Source organism: Pseudomonas sp. YJ42, assembly GCF_047225135.1.
Lineage (GTDB): Bacteria > Pseudomonadota > Gammaproteobacteria > Pseudomonadales > Pseudomonadaceae > Stutzerimonas > Stutzerimonas stutzeri_E.
In genome coordinates, this window is record NZ_CP178378.1 from 1,281,528 (window position 1) to 1,297,008 (window position 15,481).

A 15,481-nucleotide genomic window follows, 5' to 3' on the forward strand; every position below is an offset into this window, starting at 1 on the left:
TAACCCTCGGTTAATTCTGACCCACCGTGGAAACGATGGTGACCTGCTTGTTATCCGGTATTTCCTGATAGGCCAGGACATGAATGTTCGGTACCGCCAGCCGGGCGAATCGCGACAACATCGCGCGGACCGGACCCGCTACCAGCAGAATCGCCGGCTTACCTAACATTTCTTGACGCTGTGCCGCTTCTACCAGGGACCTCTGCAACTTTTCGGCCATTCCGGGCTCGAGGAGAATGCCATCTTCCGAGCCTTGTCCTGCCTTCTGAAGGCTATTGAGCAATATCTGTTCCAATCTTGGCTCAAGGGTGATCACAGGCAGCTGCGGCTCTAGTCCCACAACGTTTTGCACGATTGCACGAGAGAGCGCGACACGTACCGCCGCCACCATCGCGGCGGGATCTTGACTCTTGACGGCGACGTTGGCGATGGCCTCGGCAATGGTCCGGATGTCACGCACCGGCACCTGTTCCTGCAGCAAGGCTTGTAGCACCTTGAGCAACGTGGAAAGCGAAATCATCCCCGGCACCAGCTCTTCGGCAAGCTTCGGCGAACTCTTGGCCAGCAGTTGCATCAGTTGCTGGACTTCCTCATGACCGAGCAGCTCATGGGCGTGCTTGTGCAGCACCTGGTTCAGGTGCGTCGCCACCACGGTACTGGCGTCCACCACGGTATAGCCAAGGGACTGCGCCTGATCGCGCTGGCTGGCCTCAATCCATACCGCCTCCAGGCCGAACGCCGGATCCTTGGCTGCGATACCGTTAAGCGGGCCGAATACCTGCCCCGGATTGATCGCCAGCTCGCGATCCGGATACACCTCAGCCTCGGCCAGGCTCACCCCCATCAGCGTCAAGCGATAGGCATTGGGCAGCAGGTCGAGGTTGTCACGGATGTGAACCGATGGCATCAGGAAGCCGAGGTCTTGCGACAGCTTCTTGCGCACACCCTTGATCCGCGCCAGCAACTGTCCACCCTGGTTGCGATCGACCAGCGGTATCAACCGATAACCGACCTCCAGACCCACCATGTCCACCGGCGTCACGTCGTCCCAGCCCAACTCCTTGGTCTCGGCGGCACGCTGAGCAGGCAGCATTTCCTGTTGCTTCTGCACCTCCTGCTCGGCTTGTTGCTTGACTTGTTTCTGACGATGCCAGATCCAATAGGCGCCACCGGCCGCAACGGCACCAAGACCGAGAAACGACATGTGCGGCATGCCAGGGACCAGGCCCATGGCGATCATGATGCCCGCCGATACCGCCAACGCCTTCGGCGAGGCGAACATCTGCCGGTTGACCTGCTGGCCCATGTCCTCGGAGCTGGTGACGCGAGTCACCATGATGGCAGCAGAGGTGGACAGCAGCAGCGAAGGGATCTGTGCAACGAGGCCGTCACCGATGGTCAGCAGCGCGTAAACCTGACCAGCCTCGCTGAAGCTCATGCCATGCTGCGCCATGCCGATACCAACACCGCCAATGAGGTTGATGAACAGGATCAGCAGACCGGCAATGGCGTCACCGCGGACGAACTTGCTCGCACCATCCATCGAGCCGTAGAAGTCCGCCTCGGAGGCCACTTCGACACGGCGGAGCTTGGCTTCGGCCTGATCGATCAGACCGGCGTTGAGATCGGCATCGATTGCCATCTGTTTGCCGGGCATGGCATCCAGGGTGAAGCGCGCGCTGACCTCCGAGATCCGCCCGGCACCCTTAGTGACGACGACGAAGTTGATGATCATCAAAATCGCGAAGACCACGATACCCACAACGTAGTTGCCGCCAATGACCACGTTGCCGAAGGCCTCGATCACGTGACCGGCAGCAGAACCCCCTTCGTGACCATTGATCAGCACGACCCGCGTCGAGGCCACGTTCAGCGCCAGGCGCATCAGGGTGGCGACTAGCAGGATCGTCGGAAACACTGCGAAATCCAGCGGCCGCAATGCGTAGACGCTGACCAGCAACACCACGATCGAAAGGGCGATGTTGAAGGTGAACAGCAAGTCCAACAGGAACGGCGGCACCGACAACATCATCATGCCCATCATCACGAGCAACAGCAGCGGAACGCCGAGGTTGCCGCGTCCCGCGCCGGTCAGGCCGTTACGAATATTGATGAGTTGCGTGCGATCCACGTACACCCCGTCAGAACAGAACAAAGAATTGACGCAAAACGCGCCCTGCCGAGGCTATAGCAAGAAGAGGTCCAACTTCGCCGAGGGCTTACAGCTGCCGATCCAGACGCCTGCAGTGAGGCAGTGTTCGAACCGACCGGGCGCTGGACAGTCTCACGGGAAGCATGTCGTCGCGACGCCATCGCACGACACCCCTGACGGCCACGGCCGTCGCAGACAACACAGGAGTTTTGCCATGAAACAGTGGATCATCGCGGCCTTGGCCGGCTGCACGGCCATGAGCCTACAAGCCGAAACCCTCAGCGTGCCGATGAAGGCGGTCACAGCCGAGGGTGTTGGCGAGTCCGTCGGCACCGTCAAGATCGAGAGCAGCCAGTACGGACTGGTGTTACGCCCTGAGCTGTCCGGCCTGGACTCCGGCGCGCATGGTTTCCATATCCACGCCAAGGGCAGCTGCGAACCCGCGCAGAAAGATGGCGAAACCATTGCCGCCGGGGCCGCTGGCGGTCACTGGGATCCGAAGAACACCGGCAAACATGGCGAGCCCTGGGGTGAAGGGCATATGGGCGATTTACCCGCGTTGATGGTCGACGGCGACGGCAAGGCCAATCAGCCGGTGCTGGCACCACGCCTGAAAAGCCTCGGCGACATCAAGGGCCTGGCGTTGATGGTTCACAAGGGCGGCGACAACCATTCCGACCATCCGCAGCCGCTCGGCGGCGGCGGTGCGCGGGTTGCCTGCGGGGTGATTGAATAAGAGCAGGTGAAGGCTGGAAGGCTGGAAGGCTGGAAACAGCTTCGACCGTGGGGCAAAGCCTGACGCACTGCTTTTTGTGGGAGGCCCGACCCGGGCCGAAGCTTTTGGCCTTTCAGCAGCCAGCAAGCCCGCATTCGCCGCGGGGCGCGCCTCCCACACTCAAGCTTCGGCTTCCGCTTCGGCATTAAGCCTCCGGCCTCCAGCCTCCAGCGCTTTTTTCGGCTACTCGTCCCGCCGCAGGTCCGGCGGAATCGGCAGGCTACCCAGCGGATCGGGGCGCTTGCCCTTGCCGGAACGGTACTGGCGTAGCTGATAGACGTACGCCAATACCTGCGCCACCGCCAAGTAGAGTCCCGCCGGGATTTCGTGCTCGAGCTCGGTGGAGTAGTACACCGCCCGTGCCAATGCGGGGGATTCGAGCACCGTCACCTGGTGTTCCCTGGCGATCTCACGAATCTTCAACGCGACGAAATCGCCGCCCTTGGCCACCAGCATCGGCGCACCACCTTTGGCGCCGTCATATTTCAATGCCACTGCAAAGTGGGTCGGGTTGGTGATGACCACATCGGCGTCCGGCACCGCCTGCATCATCCGTCGCTGAGCGGCATCGCGCTGCAACTGACGAATCCGCGATTTGACTTCGGGTTTACCTTCGCTGTCCTTGTATTCGTCGCGCACTTCCTGCTTGGTCATCATCAGCTTCTGCTTGTTGTCCCAAAGCTGGAATGGCACGTCCACTGCCGCGATAAGAATCAGCCCGCAGGCCATCCACAGCGCGCACCAGCCCACCACATTGACGCTGTGCATGATGGCCAGATCCAGCGGTTGCTTGGCGATCGACAACAGATCGTCCTGGTAGGCGCTGAGCACCGCCAACGCCACCAACAACACCACCAGAAACTTGCCCAACGCTTTCAGCAGTTCGACCAGCGCCTTGGTCGAAAACATGCGCTTCAAGCCGGGACCGGGATTCATCCGGCTGAACTTGGGCGCCATCGCCTTGGCCGAAAACAGCCATCCACCCAGAGAAATCGGACCGACAATTGAGACGATGAGCAACACGATCAGCAGCGGCATGACCGCTTCGAGCGCGATCATGCCGCTGCTCATCAGCAGTCTCACCATAGCGGCCTCGTCCAACAGCGTCTCGCGACTGAGCTCGAAGCTGCCCTGCATCATCGCCATCAGACTCCCCGCCAGCCCACCACCGGAGGCCAGCAGCCCGCCAATTCCTCCCAGCGTCACTGCCACGGTGCTCAATTCGCGGGAACGGGCAAGCTGGCCCTTTTCTCGGGATTCACGGATGCGTTTCTCCGTGGGTTCCTCGCTTTTATCGGCACCGCTTTCGCTTTCAGCCATGCGAGGGCTCCGGACACGGTTGAGAAGGCAATAGCATCAGCGTAGCCCGATGAGTTCGCGCAACATGCCCAGCGCTTCGCTGACGAAGGTCTGGTATTGCGCAAGGATGTCAGCCATGCCGATCCAGACGATGATCAGACCGAGCACCAGGGTCAACGGAAACCCGATGGAGAAAATATTCAGTTGAGGCGCCGCACGAGTCATCAAGCCGAACGCCAGGTTCACCACCAGCAATGCGGTGATCGCAGGCAAAACCAGCAACAATCCCGCCCCCAGCACCCAACCGAGCTTGCCCGCCACTTCCCAGAAATGGTTGGTGCCGACCAGCCAACCGCCAATCGGCAGCGTGGTGAAGCTTTCAGTGAGGATCTCCAGCACCACCAGGTGCCCGTTCATGGACAGGAAAAGCAGGATCACCAGCATGTTGAAAAACTGGCCGATCACTGGCACCGAGACGCCGTTTGCCGGATCGACCATCGACGCGAAGCCCAAGCCCATCTGCATGGCCAGCATCTGACCGGACACGATGAAAACCTGGAAGAAAAGCTGCAGGACGAACCCCAGCATCACGCCAATCAAAATCTGTTCGGCGATCAATACCAAGGCCTGCGCACTCAGTGCCTCGACGACCGGCACCGATGGCAGTGCTGGCACCAGCACCACCGCGATGGCAATCGCGAGGTACAACCGCACACGCATCGGCACCAGCTGGGTGCCGATGATCGGCATGCTCATCAACAGCGCCGCGATGCGAAACAACGGCAGCAGGAACTGCCCAACCCAGGCGCCGATCTGCGCATCGCTGAGTTCAAGCACAGGCGTGCGCCTTGCTGGATGCACTGATCATCATGACTACCCGATGATCAGCGGAATGTTCTGAATCAGGCCCTGCGTGTACTCCATCAGCTCGCGTACCAGCCAGGGGCCCGCCCAGATCAGGGTCATCAGCATGACCAGCAGACGCGGCAGAAAACTCAGGGTTTGTTCGTTGATCTGCGTGGCCGCCTGAAACATCGCTACCACCAAGCCGACCAGCAGACTCGGCACCACCAGCACGCCGACGATCATCGCAGTCATCCACAGGCCTTCTCGAAACAGGTCAACCGCGACTTCGGGTGTCATCCTGCCCTCCCCCTATAGCGTGCCGAAACTGCTGGCGAGCGTGCCGATGATCAAGCCCCAGCCATCGACCAGCACGAAGAGCATGATTTTGAACGGCAACGAGATGATCAGTGGCGACAGCATCATCATGCCCATCGCCATCAGCACGCTGGCCACCACCATATCGATGATCAGGAACGGGATGAAGATCATGAAACCGATCTGGAAGGCGGTTTTCAGCTCAGAGGTTACGAACGCCGGCACCAGGATGGTCAGCGGCGCGGCGTCCGGCGTCTGGATGTCAGTCCGCCGCGAAAGCCGCACGAACAATTCGAGATCGCTTTCACGGGTCTGCGCGAGCATGAAGTTTTTCAACGGCACCTCGGCCCGCGCGATCGCATCCGGCGCCGACAGTTGCTCATTCAAATAGGGTTGCAGCGCGTCGTTGTTTATCCGCTCGAACACCGGCGCCATGATGAACAATGTGAGAAAAATCGTCAGACCGACGAGGATCTGGTTCGACGGCGTCTGTTGCAGACCCAACGCCTGACGCAAGATTGAAAAGACGATGATGATCCGGGTAAAGCTGGTCATCAGCATGACGAACGCCGGGATGAAGCTCAGCGCCGTCATGATCAGCAGGATCTGCAGGCTGACCGAATATTCCTGCTGGCCCTGCGCATCGGTACTCAAGGTAATCGCCGGTATCGACAGCGGGTTATCGCCCTGAGTGATCACACCTGCGGCATCCTGGCCCAAGGCAAACGGCGCGGCCAATACCAGCAGGACCGTCAGCAACAATCGAAGCATCAGTGCTTATCCTTCTGGTCCCTGCCGAGCAGCTCCATCAGGCGCTGGGCAAACTCCGGATTGGCTGGTTCGGCGTCCGGCAGATGAACCGGCTCTTCAAGCACGTGCAGCGGCGTGATGCGACCCGCACTCAAGCCGAGCAGCACCTGTTCGCTGCCGACCTGGACCAGCACCAGACGCTCGCGGGGGCCGAGCGCGTGGCTGGAGATCAGCTTGATGGCCTGGTTGCCGCGCGGGTTGAGTTGTTGCATCCGACGCAGCAACCAGGCGAGCAGAAAGATCAGACCTATCACCAGCAACAGACCGAGCAGCAGCTTGGTCATCTGCGTGCCCATTCCGGTAGTGCTCATGCTTGTCGTGGGTTCGGCGGCCATCACCGGCAAGGCCAGCAGCAGCGAAAGGAAGGACAGGATTCGCATGTCAGCGCAACTTCTTGATGCGTTCGCTCGGACTGATCACGTCAGTCAGACGGATGCCGAACTTCTCGTTCACCACCACCACCTCGCCGTGGGCGATCAGGGTGCCGTTGACCAGTACGTCCAGTGGCTCGCCCGCCAGCCGGTCAAGTTCGACCACCGAGCCCTGGTTGAGCTGCAACAGGTTGCGAATACTGATCTCGGTGCTGCCGACCTCCATAGAGATGGACACCGGGATGTCCAGGATCACATCCAGATTAGGGCCGTCGAGACCGGCCGTTGCGGCCGCCTTCGGGCTGCTACCGAACTCCTCCAGTGGCGCACGTGGTGGCGCCGGAGCCGCTGCCGGCCCTTGATTCAGCAGCGCGTCGATGTCGTCCTGGTTGGCATCGCCGGCCTCGGCCAACGCCGAAGCCCACTCATCGGCAAGCGCCTGTTCTTCGGCTGAAGTGTTTTCATGTTCGTCTGCCATCGCTAATCCTCGACCGGCTGATAATAGTTAGGAGTTGAATCAACGGGGTCGCAATACGGACTCAAGCACCTGCAGCGCCAGGTTGCCCTTGTGCGCGCCCAGCTTGACCTTGAAGGCGGGCATGCCATTGGCACGCATGATCATGTCTTCGGGCATTTCCACCGGAATCACGTCGCCCGGTTGCATATTCAGAATGTCGCGCAATTTGAGTTGGCGCCGTACGACCGTCGCACCGAGCGGCACGTTCACATCGAGCACGTCCTCGCGCAGGGCATTCACCCAGCGCTCGTCCTGATCGCTGACGTCCGATTGGAAGCCGGCGTCGAGCATTTCGCGGATCGGCTCGATCATCGAGTACGGCATCGTCACATGGAAATCGCCACCGCCGCTTTCGAGTTCGATATGGAAAGTCGACACCACGACCACTTCGCTGGGGCTGACGATGTTGGCCAGCGCCGGATTCACTTCCGAATGCACGTATTCGAAGTTGACGTCGAGCACCGCATGCCACGCCTCTTTCAGATCGACGAACGCCTGGTCCAATACCATTCGTACGACGCGCAATTCGGTGGGTGTGAATTCGCGACCTTCGATCTTGGCGTGCCGACCGTCACCGCCGAAGAAGTTGTCCACCAGCTTGAACACCAGCTTGGCATCGAGAATGAACAGCGAGGTGCCACGCAACGGCTTGATCTTGACCAGGTTTAGGCTGGTCGGCACATACAGCGAATGCACGTACTCACCGAACTTCATCACCTGCACCCCACCCACCGACACATCGGCCGAGCGGCGTAGCAGGTTGAACATGCTGATGCGGGTATAACGGGCGAAACGCTCGTTAACCATTTCCAGGGTGGGCATGCGCCCGCGGACGATGCGGTCCTGGCTGGTCAGGTCGTAACTTTTGATGCTGCCCGGCTCGGCGTCGCTTTCGGTATCGACCAGACCGTCGTCGACCCCGTGCAGGAGCGCGTCGATCTCGTCTTGCGAGAGCAGGTCTTGAACAGCCATCTACAACGCCCCCTATTGCAATACGAAGTTGGTGAACAGCACTTGCTCGATCGCAAGCTTGCCGATTTCCTTCTGCGCCAGCTCCTGGACGCTAGCAGTCGCCTGCTGTCGAAGCATCTCCTGCCCGACCGGCGTGGCCAGGGTGGCGAATTCCTGACTGGAAAACAGCATAACCAGTTGATTGCGCAACAACGGCATGTGTTCCTTCAACGCGTCGAGCGCAGCCTGATCACGTGACATCAACGCCACGCTGACCTGCATGTAATGCTGGCGACCACCGACGTTTGCGAAGTTGACGATGAAGGCGGGCGCCAGCACTTCATAGGTCGCTGCCTGCCGCTGCGGCGCCGCCTGGGAATGCTCGGCCTCGTCCGTGTGCGCCGGTTCGGATGCGCCACGGGACATGAAGTAGATCGTTCCGCCTATCGACAGTCCGACCGCCAGCAGCACGCCGAGTACGATCAGGATAATCAGCTTCAGCTTGCCCTTCCCCTCGGTTGGAGCTGCAGGACTCGCTACGTCTGGGGGTCCTTGTTTCTTAGCCATGCCAAATATCCGTCATCACAAGTGTTTTCACTCGCATCAAAGCGTTACGAGCAACTGCTGTGCCAAAGTATCGGCCAGGCAGCGCGCGCCGTAAACGATTGCCATGCGCCGATCACCAATTTGCGACCAAGAGCCCACCGCCCCACTGATACAAAAAAACCGGGCGCGAAGCCCGGTTCTCTGTGACTAGCGGTCTGTACGGCTAGTTGGTTCCACTCAAGTTCGGATGACCGAGGTTCCGAGACAAGCGCTGCGACAAGCCTTAGTGGGGGAGCAGCAACGCAGTACCTGGGTCTTAAGCGCAGAAATCGACTCGCTGACTAGCCACACCCACGCCAACGGTCATGCGTAGTAATCAACCAGACCGCGGTCGCCACCGGTGCGACCGGTGCTGATTTCCATCGTGCCGCGAACGCTCTCCTCGTCCCCGCCAGCGGCTGAGCCGGTCACGCTCCTGCCCCGCGATTCGCCGCCGCGATCACCCTGCCAGCCGCGGGACTGGTCGGAAACGTTCACGTCCATGGTCATGCCCTGCTGTGCAAACATTTCCCTTAGCCGGTGCATCTGCCCTTCCAGTGCGTCACGGACACCCGCATGAGGACTGAGGAAGGTCACCTGGGTCTGGTCCTTGTGCATGTCGATACGAACCTCCATACGCCCCAATTCCGCCGGATCGAGCTGGATTTCGGCGGATTTGAGGTTCTGGCTGGACAACCACATCACCCTGTCGACCACTGCCTCGCTCCAGCCGGATTGCTGCATCTGCACTGGCTGTCCCGGCACCATGGCTGGCCGCTGTGCCTGCATCTGATTCTGCTGAGCAATCGCCTGTGTCAGTGGATTGAGCCGGTTAATCGCAGCGTCGCTGGCGCTAGTGCGGCTTTCCTTCGGCACATCAAGCTTGTCGAGTAGCTCGCTGAAGCCCTCTTCGAGCGAGGGCTCGTCAGAATCTTCACCGAGCTCCTCACCCGCAATCAAGCTCGCCGGAAGCGCATCATCGACGTCTGCGGACGCTTCATCCGGCAGGAGGAGATTCGAGAAGGGGCTCTTCTGGGCGGCAGATTGGAGTTCCACCGAACGCTGCCCGGCCAGTGCCGTATCACCTTCCCCTTCGCTCTCCTCTGTTGTCGCCGTAGCCGCTGCCGTCGCTTGTGCCAGGCCAACCAGGAACTCATTGCCGGTCAGGGGCGGCGCGGCCGGCTCCGCGCTGATATCCCCTTGCCCGCCCATGCCGAACAGCAGGAGCGGATCGAGTTCGGTCTCAGCATTTTGCAAGTCCCCGTCCTCGGACTCGACAGGCAATTCGTTGCCGGCTTCAGCCGTGACCGGCTTTTCGGTGCCGCTAGCCTCGGCGGTTTCCTGACTCGGCTTTTCGCCTGCCGGCTTGTCACGGACAGGCTTCGCTGCGCTTTCGTGACGTTCGACCGGCTTGGCCTGACGCTCCTTGGCATAGACGTTGGCGAAGCTGGAAGGCTCGTCCCGACTGGCTTGAGGGGCAGCCTTGGTGGAGGCATTCGCGGCCTTGACGGCAGCGGTGGGTGCCTTGATATTGAGTAACAGATCGGGGGAAACGGCCATGGGTCTTTCCGCTCAGGATGATGACGTGCATCTCCTAAAGCAAAACCCAGGCCAGCGACATAGCTGATCAATTACGAAAGAGCTCGATAGCTTCCCTGAAGGCTTTCATGGAGCGCGTCAGCGCGCCACGACATCAGCCAGACCCGCCATAACGCTGGCGTTCGGCTCGATAGAGGATTCGTACGATGGCGAACTCGCGCTCAATGCGTTCGATCAGCTCGCACGCAGCATCGAGCAGTTCGAGCCGTGCGGTTTCTTCCAGCTCGCGACAAAGTTCCGCCAGCAGCGCCGCACCCATATTGCTGCAACTGCCCTTGAAGCTGTGGGCAGCCTGACGCAGATTTTCCGCATCACCGCTCCGGCCGGCGCTCTGCAACAGACGCAGCCGCTCTTCCGAGTCGGCGAGAAAAGTATCCAGCAGTACCGGATACTCCGCTTCCATCACATCCTGGAGGGACGCCAGTACGCGGCTGTCGAGGTGATCGACCACGGATATGCTCCTGGCTGGAAAAACGACGAATTATGCATGACCGGACCAGTGAAACTCCACGTTCAAAGCCTTACCATCCGGTTGCCAACAAAAGTGATCGCTCAGTCGGCTAATCATGCGCAAACCCCGCCCTCCCAGGCATTCGGCGCAGTACTGCTTGTTCAGTACTCCCTGCACGTCGAACCCCGGACCGCTGTCACGCACGCCGATGCGTAGACAGCCCTTCGCGTCTTCGGATTTGACGCTCAGGTCGATGGACACGAAGCCGTCGGTAAGCGCGTCCAGTCGCCGTTGACGCTCTTGATAGTAGCTTGCAAAACCGTTGGCATCGCACTTCAACGATGAGTCTAGCAACAGCACGCCGTGCTCCAGCGCATTGGCGTAGAGTTCGGTCAACACGGTGTATATGGTGCCGGCACGATGACGCAGGGGTGAGATCTGCAGCAGCAGTTGCATCGTCATCGGCAAAGGATTGGCCGTGCGCAAGCTGCTCGGGCGAAGTTCGAAGCTGACCGACCAATCCTTGGCCCGCACCTGTTGCGAACCTAGCGGATAAATATCGAGCGGCTGAAACGCAACCTGGACGGCCTGATCGATCATGCTCACTTCGACCAGGCTCATATCGTCAAGTATTTGACCGTGAAAGGCGAGCAGCGCCTCCTCAATTTCATCGAACAGTGCGCAGGGCTCCAGGTTCGCGTCCATGACGGCCAGCAGCCGCTGCTCACCGAACAACTCATCATCAGCATTGCAGCTTTCCAGAATCCCGTCGGACATCAGCAGCAGGCGGTCGCCAATCGCCAGCGGCAAAGTCTCGAAGCTGTCATCGAAAGAGGATGCGTCCAGCACCCCAAGCGGCAGATGTCGGGAGCGCAGCGGCAAGCGTTCGCCGCCCGAAGCCCTGAGCAGATAGCCGTCCGGCAATCCGCCATTCCATACCCGCAGCGAGCCTTGCTCGAGGTTGATATCCAGCAACGTGGCACAGCAGAACATTTCCACGGGCAGGATCAGTTTCAGTTTGGTATTGATCTCGCGAAGGATCTCGTTGCTGGAATAGCCCTTGGCGGTCATCCCGTAAAAGGTCTCGGCCAGCGGCATGGCACCGATCGCGGCAGGCAGTCCATGGCCGGTGAAATCGCCCAGCAGCACGAACATCCTGCCGGCCGGCGCGTGCGCAGCCAGCAACAGATCGCCGTTGAACAGGGCGCGCGGCGACTGCCGGTAGCGGATGTTTGGGGCATTCAGGCAGCCGGCATGAGCCACCTTGTCGAAGATCGCCTTGGCCGCGTTCTGCTCGTCGAGCAGTTGCTGGTTACGCCGAGCGATGAGATCACGCTGTTCCAGCACCGTGGCCTGCAAACGACGCAGGCGATGCATGGCCTGGATCTTCGCTTCGAGGATGATCGGGTTGTAGGGCTTGGCGATGAAGTCGTCGCCGCCTGCTTCGAGGCAACGCACCAAGGCCTCGTTTTCCGTCAGTGAGGTGAGAAAGATGATCGGCACCAGCTCGTTGCCGGCCAGGCGCTTGATCTGCCGAGCAGCCTCGAACCCGTCCATCACCGGCATCAGTGCATCCATCAACACCAGTTGCGGCCGTTCGCCTTCGAAGCGCCGTACCGCTTCGGCGCCATTGGATACGGTGGTCACGCGATGCCCTTGGCGACCGACGATGGCGGCGAGCAGCATGCGATCGGCCGCGCCATCCTCGGCGATGAGTATGGAGAGCCGGCGAGGCATTCAGGCGATCGCGAACAATTGTTCGAAGTTGGAAACCGAAAGAACCTTTCGCACATCCGGATTGCAGTTGATCAGGCGAATGTCGGCTTTGTCGCTGCCGCCATGGTCGCGTAGCAGCAACAACATGCCGAGTGCTGAACTGTCGAGATAGGTCGCGCCGCTGAGGTCGACTACATAACGGTTGGGCGTGTTGCCGGTACGCTGATAGGCGTCGCGAAAGGCCTGATGAGTGTTGAAATCGAAGCGCCCTTGAATGGTGATAGTCAGCTCCTGTCCATCTGCCGATAGCTGTGAACTGATGGTCATGTAGCGCTCCTGATCCAATGCGAGAACTTGACTGCCATATTGGCTGGACGGCGCTGGTGCATCGTCAAAACGGCACCTCGACCGTTGGTGCCGGCGACATCAGTAACCAGGCGTGCTGTAGCAAACAGGCTGATGAAGATGTAGCACCCAAACCCCCGCTCAGCAAGCTTCAATCCTGTTTAGGTCGGCCCGCCAGCCGTTGCGAAAATTCATCGAGGAGTTTCTGCTCACGCTTGTCGGCCGCCGTTCGTGCTTCCTGCAGGTAGCGTTCGACCAGTTTGCGCAAACCATCCAGACGTGCACGGCGCTGCTGCCATTGCTCGCGGAGCTTGTCGAGGTTGTTGCGATGCCAGTCGACGCTGCGCTGCTGTTGGCCTATGGCCGACTCGAGCTGCGAAAGGAATCGCTGGTAATTCATCAGCCACTGACCGGAGACACCCTGACTGCCCTGACTCAGCCACTGCTGCTGGTAGTCACCGAAATACTGGCGCAATTCGCCCAGCTTGGCTTCGGCCTGGGACAGTTGCGCCTGACCTTGCCCGAACAGTCTCGCGGCGTCGCGCTCGGCGCGCTCAGCCATGTCGATTACGGGCGCCAGGCGCGCGGCACGGCTCGCCGACAAGGTTTAGCTCGCCGCCTTGGCGTTGAATACGCTGGCCAGCAGTGCCTCGCTATGGGCCAAGTGTTCGGCCTCGTCCAAACCCTGTCGAAGATAGCGAACCATCTCCGCCTGCCGGGCGATGGCCAGGTCGGTTTCAGGATCGCCGCCGGGCACGTAGGCGCCGACGCTGATCAGATCGCGGCTCTGCTGATAGCGCGACCACAGCTGTTTGAAGCGCTGCGAGTGACGGACATGCTCGGGACTGACCACCTGTGGCATGACCCGACTGATGGACGCTTCGATGTCGATCGCTGGATAGTGCCCTTCCTCCGCCAGCCGACGTGACAGCACGATGTGCCCGTCGAGCACGCCTCGCGCCGCATCGGCGATCGGGTCCTGCTGATCGTCGCCCTCGGACAGTACGGTGTAGAACGCGGTGATCGAGCCACCGCCCTCCTCCGCGTTTCCGGCGCGTTCCACCAGGCTGGGCAGCTTGGCGAAGACCGAGGGCGGATAGCCCTTGGTCGCCGGCGGCTCGCCGATGGCCAAGGCAATTTCGCGCTGGGCCTGGGCGAAACGGGTCAGCGAATCCATCAGCAGCAATACGTTCTTGCCCTTGTCGCGGAAATATTCAGCGATGCGCGTGCAGTACATCGCCGCGCGCAAACGCATCAAGGGCGCATCGTCGGCAGGCGATGCAACCACCACCGAGCGCTTGATGCTCTCTTCGGTAAGGATGTTCTCGATGAACTCCTTGACCTCACGGCCCCGCTCGCCGATCAGCCCGACCACAATGACATCGGCCTCGGTGAAGCGCGTCATCATCCCAAGCAGCACCGATTTACCCACACCGGTACCGGCGAACAGGCCGAGACGCTGTCCGCGGCCGACAGTCAGCAAACCGTTGATGCTACGAATGCCGACGTCCAGCGGCTCGCTGATCGGGTGGCGCTTGAGCGGGTTGATCACCGGGCCGTCCATCGGTACCCAGTCCTCGGCTTTCATCCCACCCTTGCCGTCCAGCGCGCGGCCGGCACCGTCGAGCACGCGGCCGAGCATCGAGGTGCCCATGGGCAGACGGCCGGTATTGGCCAGCGGCACGACCCGCGCACCGGGAGCGATGCCGGCGAGGCTGCCGACCGGCATCAGATACAGCTTGCCGCTGGAGAAGCCCATCACCTCCGCCTCGACCTGCGTCGGGTGATAGCTGTCTTCGTTGATCACCAGGCAACGGCTGCCGACGGCGGCGCGCAGCCCTTCGGCCTCCAATGTCAGGCCGACCATGCGCAACAACCGACCCTCGAGGATCGGTTGGCTGGGGAGCTTGATCGCTTCGCCGTACGCTTCGAAACGCTTGGCAAAGCTGGTTCGTTCAAGGCGCATCAGCGCTCTCCGAATCCGTATCCAGGTTCAGATGCAGGTCAGCTTCCGGTGGGCTGGTGGCGTTTTCGCGCTGTTGCTCGAACAGCTGCTTGATGGCCTGAGCCAGGCGCGTTTCGACACTGGCATCGATCCGGCTCTGCTCGGTCTCGATCCGGCAGCCGCCGGGCAGCAGGTCGCTGTCCTCGACGATCTTCCACGTCTCTTCGTGGCGTTCGCGAAGCGCTTTGACCAGCTCGAAATCCTGCGGATTGATGGCGATGCGCACATTGCTGGCGCCCATGGGCAGCAGCTTCAGAGCCTCGCGCAGCACCTGCCGGATCTGGCTCGAATCGATCAGCAAGTCGCGCTGAATCACCTCGCGAGCAACCTGGCTGACCAGCGTGACCATGGCGTGTTCGAGATTACGATCCTGGTCGGCGATGGGCTCGAGCAACTGCGTCATCAATTGCTCGAGGCTGCCCAGCTTGGGCGCCAGCGCCGCTTCGGCTTCCTGCCTAGCTTTGAGCTGGCCGGCATGAAAGCCATCTTTCTCGCCCGTGCTGAAACCTTCGTTATAGGCCTCCTGACGGATCGCCTCAAGTTCGTCGAGTGTCAAGGGTTTGACTTCCTCGACGGGGACATCCTCGCTGCGCGACAGGTCTTCGGCGGCCGGTTCGACAGTCGCCTCAGGCTCTTGCGGCTCCGCACCCAGCGGATCGAAGCTTGGCAGCGCCCAGCGATCGAAGACATTGACGTCCTTCGCGCGGATTACGTCGCTGGGGTTTTCCTTGGACATTGCAGCTC

Annotated in this window: 17 protein-coding genes; 1 reads left to right on the forward strand and 16 read right to left on the reverse strand. The window is 60.8% G+C overall.

Annotated features, from left to right (window positions below; all coding sequences use genetic code 11):
• Window positions 1-10: 10 nt before the first annotated feature.
• The gene (flhA, locus tag ACL0K2_RS05625; RefSeq protein WP_239611884.1) at window positions 11-2,131 is read right to left on the reverse strand and encodes a flagellar biosynthesis protein FlhA; all 2,121 of its coding nucleotides are present in this window, start codon (window positions 2,129-2,131) and stop codon (window positions 11-13) included.
• Between the two features lie 235 nt (window positions 2,132-2,366).
• On the opposite strand from flhA, the gene sodC reads away from it, so the two are divergent.
• Window positions 2,367-2,888 (forward strand): superoxide dismutase [Cu-Zn] SodC, encoded by a 522-nt coding sequence (sodC, locus tag ACL0K2_RS05630; protein WP_413043979.1) that lies wholly within the window; start codon window positions 2,367-2,369, stop codon window positions 2,886-2,888.
• Window positions 2,889-3,110: 222 nt separating this feature from the next.
• Here sodC and flhB read toward each other — a convergent pair whose 3' ends face one another.
• The 15 genes from flhB to fliH form a co-directional block, all read right to left on the reverse strand.
• Complete coding sequence (gene flhB / locus ACL0K2_RS05635) at window positions 3,111-4,247, reverse strand: flagellar biosynthesis protein FlhB (RefSeq protein WP_045162728.1); 1,137 nt, start codon at window positions 4,245-4,247, stop codon at window positions 3,111-3,113.
• Window positions 4,248-4,283: 36 nt separating this feature from the next.
• Window positions 4,284-5,063: a flagellar biosynthetic protein FliR gene (fliR, locus tag ACL0K2_RS05640; RefSeq protein ID WP_045162729.1), complete on the reverse strand. Its 780-nt coding sequence runs from the start codon at window positions 5,061-5,063 to the stop codon at window positions 4,284-4,286.
• A 36-nt stretch (window positions 5,064-5,099) separates the two neighbouring features.
• The gene (gene fliQ / locus ACL0K2_RS05645; RefSeq protein WP_019340606.1) at window positions 5,100-5,369 is read right to left on the reverse strand and encodes a flagellar biosynthesis protein FliQ; all 270 of its coding nucleotides are present in this window, start codon (window positions 5,367-5,369) and stop codon (window positions 5,100-5,102) included.
• Between the two features lie 12 nt (window positions 5,370-5,381).
• Window positions 5,382-6,158: a flagellar type III secretion system pore protein FliP gene (fliP, locus tag ACL0K2_RS05650; RefSeq protein WP_413043980.1), complete on the reverse strand. Its 777-nt coding sequence runs from the start codon at window positions 6,156-6,158 to the stop codon at window positions 5,382-5,384.
• Window positions 6,158-6,577: a flagellar biosynthetic protein FliO gene (fliO, locus tag ACL0K2_RS05655; RefSeq protein ID WP_045162731.1), complete on the reverse strand. Its 420-nt coding sequence runs from the start codon at window positions 6,575-6,577 to the stop codon at window positions 6,158-6,160. Before fliO ends, fliP begins: the two co-directional genes overlap by 1 nt.
• Window position 6,578: 1 nt before the next feature.
• Entirely contained in the window at window positions 6,579-7,046 is a 468-nt protein-coding gene (fliN, locus tag ACL0K2_RS05660) for a flagellar motor switch protein FliN (protein ID WP_045162732.1), read from the reverse strand.
• Between the two features lie 39 nt (window positions 7,047-7,085).
• A complete protein-coding gene (gene fliM, locus ACL0K2_RS05665; protein ID WP_045162733.1) occupies window positions 7,086-8,057 on the reverse strand; it encodes a flagellar motor switch protein FliM in 972 nt (323 codons plus the stop codon).
• 12 nt (window positions 8,058-8,069) lie between these two features.
• The gene (gene fliL, locus ACL0K2_RS05670) at window positions 8,070-8,603 is read right to left on the reverse strand and encodes a flagellar basal body-associated protein FliL (RefSeq protein WP_413043981.1); all 534 of its coding nucleotides are present in this window, start codon (window positions 8,601-8,603) and stop codon (window positions 8,070-8,072) included.
• Window positions 8,604-8,945: 342 nt separating this feature from the next.
• Window positions 8,946-10,181, reverse strand: coding sequence for a flagellar hook-length control protein FliK (locus ACL0K2_RS05675; protein ID WP_413043982.1), 1,236 nt, complete (start codon window positions 10,179-10,181; stop codon window positions 8,946-8,948).
• Between the two features lie 133 nt (window positions 10,182-10,314).
• Entirely contained in the window at window positions 10,315-10,623 is a 309-nt protein-coding gene (locus tag ACL0K2_RS05680; protein ID WP_045162791.1) for an Hpt domain-containing protein, read from the reverse strand.
• A gap of 78 nt (window positions 10,624-10,701) precedes the next feature.
• The gene (locus ACL0K2_RS05685) at window positions 10,702-12,408 is read right to left on the reverse strand and encodes a SpoIIE family protein phosphatase (RefSeq protein ID WP_413043983.1); all 1,707 of its coding nucleotides are present in this window, start codon (window positions 12,406-12,408) and stop codon (window positions 10,702-10,704) included.
• Window positions 12,409-12,714 (reverse strand): STAS domain-containing protein, encoded by a 306-nt coding sequence (locus ACL0K2_RS05690; protein ID WP_045162737.1) that lies wholly within the window; start codon window positions 12,712-12,714, stop codon window positions 12,409-12,411.
• 169 nt (window positions 12,715-12,883) lie between these two features.
• Entirely contained in the window at window positions 12,884-13,336 is a 453-nt protein-coding gene (fliJ, locus tag ACL0K2_RS05695) for a flagellar export protein FliJ (RefSeq protein ID WP_025242397.1), read from the reverse strand.
• A 3-nt stretch (window positions 13,337-13,339) separates the two neighbouring features.
• On the reverse strand, window positions 13,340-14,698 hold the full coding sequence (fliI, locus tag ACL0K2_RS05700; RefSeq protein ID WP_045162739.1) for a flagellar protein export ATPase FliI: 1,359 nt from the start codon (window positions 14,696-14,698) through the stop codon (window positions 13,340-13,342).
• Window positions 14,688-15,473, reverse strand: a complete 786-nt coding sequence (gene fliH / locus ACL0K2_RS05705; RefSeq protein WP_413043984.1) for a flagellar assembly protein FliH — start codon at window positions 15,471-15,473, stop codon at window positions 14,688-14,690. Before fliH ends, fliI begins: the two co-directional genes overlap by 11 nt.
• Window positions 15,474-15,481: the final 8 nt, after the last annotated feature.

What these genes read in the sequence shown, in the direction of transcription:
- sodC (WP_413043979.1), top strand. Translation starts at nt 2,367, where the DNA reads ATGAAACAGTGGATCATCGCGGCCTTGGCCGGCTGCACGGCCATGAGC.
- flhB (WP_045162728.1), bottom strand. Translation starts at nt 4,247, where the DNA reads ATGGCTGAAAGCGAAAGCGGTGCCGATAAAAGCGAGGAACCCACGGAG.
- fliQ (WP_019340606.1), bottom strand. Translation starts at nt 5,369, where the DNA reads ATGACACCCGAAGTCGCGGTTGACCTGTTTCGAGAAGGCCTGTGGATG.
- fliP (WP_413043980.1), bottom strand. Translation starts at nt 6,158, where the DNA reads ATGCTTCGATTGTTGCTGACGGTCCTGCTGGTATTGGCCGCGCCGTTT.
- fliO (WP_045162731.1), bottom strand. Translation starts at nt 6,577, where the DNA reads ATGCGAATCCTGTCCTTCCTTTCGCTGCTGCTGGCCTTGCCGGTGATG.
- fliN (WP_045162732.1), bottom strand. Translation starts at nt 7,046, where the DNA reads ATGGCAGACGAACATGAAAACACTTCAGCCGAAGAACAGGCGCTTGCC.
- fliM (WP_045162733.1), bottom strand. Translation starts at nt 8,057, where the DNA reads ATGGCTGTTCAAGACCTGCTCTCGCAAGACGAGATCGACGCGCTCCTG.
- fliL (WP_413043981.1), bottom strand. Translation starts at nt 8,603, where the DNA reads ATGGCTAAGAAACAAGGACCCCCAGACGTAGCGAGTCCTGCAGCTCCA.
- ACL0K2_RS05675 (WP_413043982.1), bottom strand. Translation starts at nt 10,181, where the DNA reads ATGGCCGTTTCCCCCGATCTGTTACTCAATATCAAGGCACCCACCGCT.
- ACL0K2_RS05680 (WP_045162791.1), bottom strand. Translation starts at nt 10,623, where the DNA reads ATGGAAGCGGAGTATCCGGTACTGCTGGATACTTTTCTCGCCGACTCG.
- ACL0K2_RS05685 (WP_413043983.1), bottom strand. Translation starts at nt 12,408, where the DNA reads ATGCCTCGCCGGCTCTCCATACTCATCGCCGAGGATGGCGCGGCCGAT.
- ACL0K2_RS05690 (WP_045162737.1), bottom strand. Translation starts at nt 12,714, where the DNA reads ATGACCATCAGTTCACAGCTATCGGCAGATGGACAGGAGCTGACTATC.
- fliI (WP_045162739.1), bottom strand. Translation starts at nt 14,698, where the DNA reads ATGCGCCTTGAACGAACCAGCTTTGCCAAGCGTTTCGAAGCGTACGGC.
- fliH (WP_413043984.1), bottom strand. Translation starts at nt 15,473, where the DNA reads ATGTCCAAGGAAAACCCCAGCGACGTAATCCGCGCGAAGGACGTCAAT.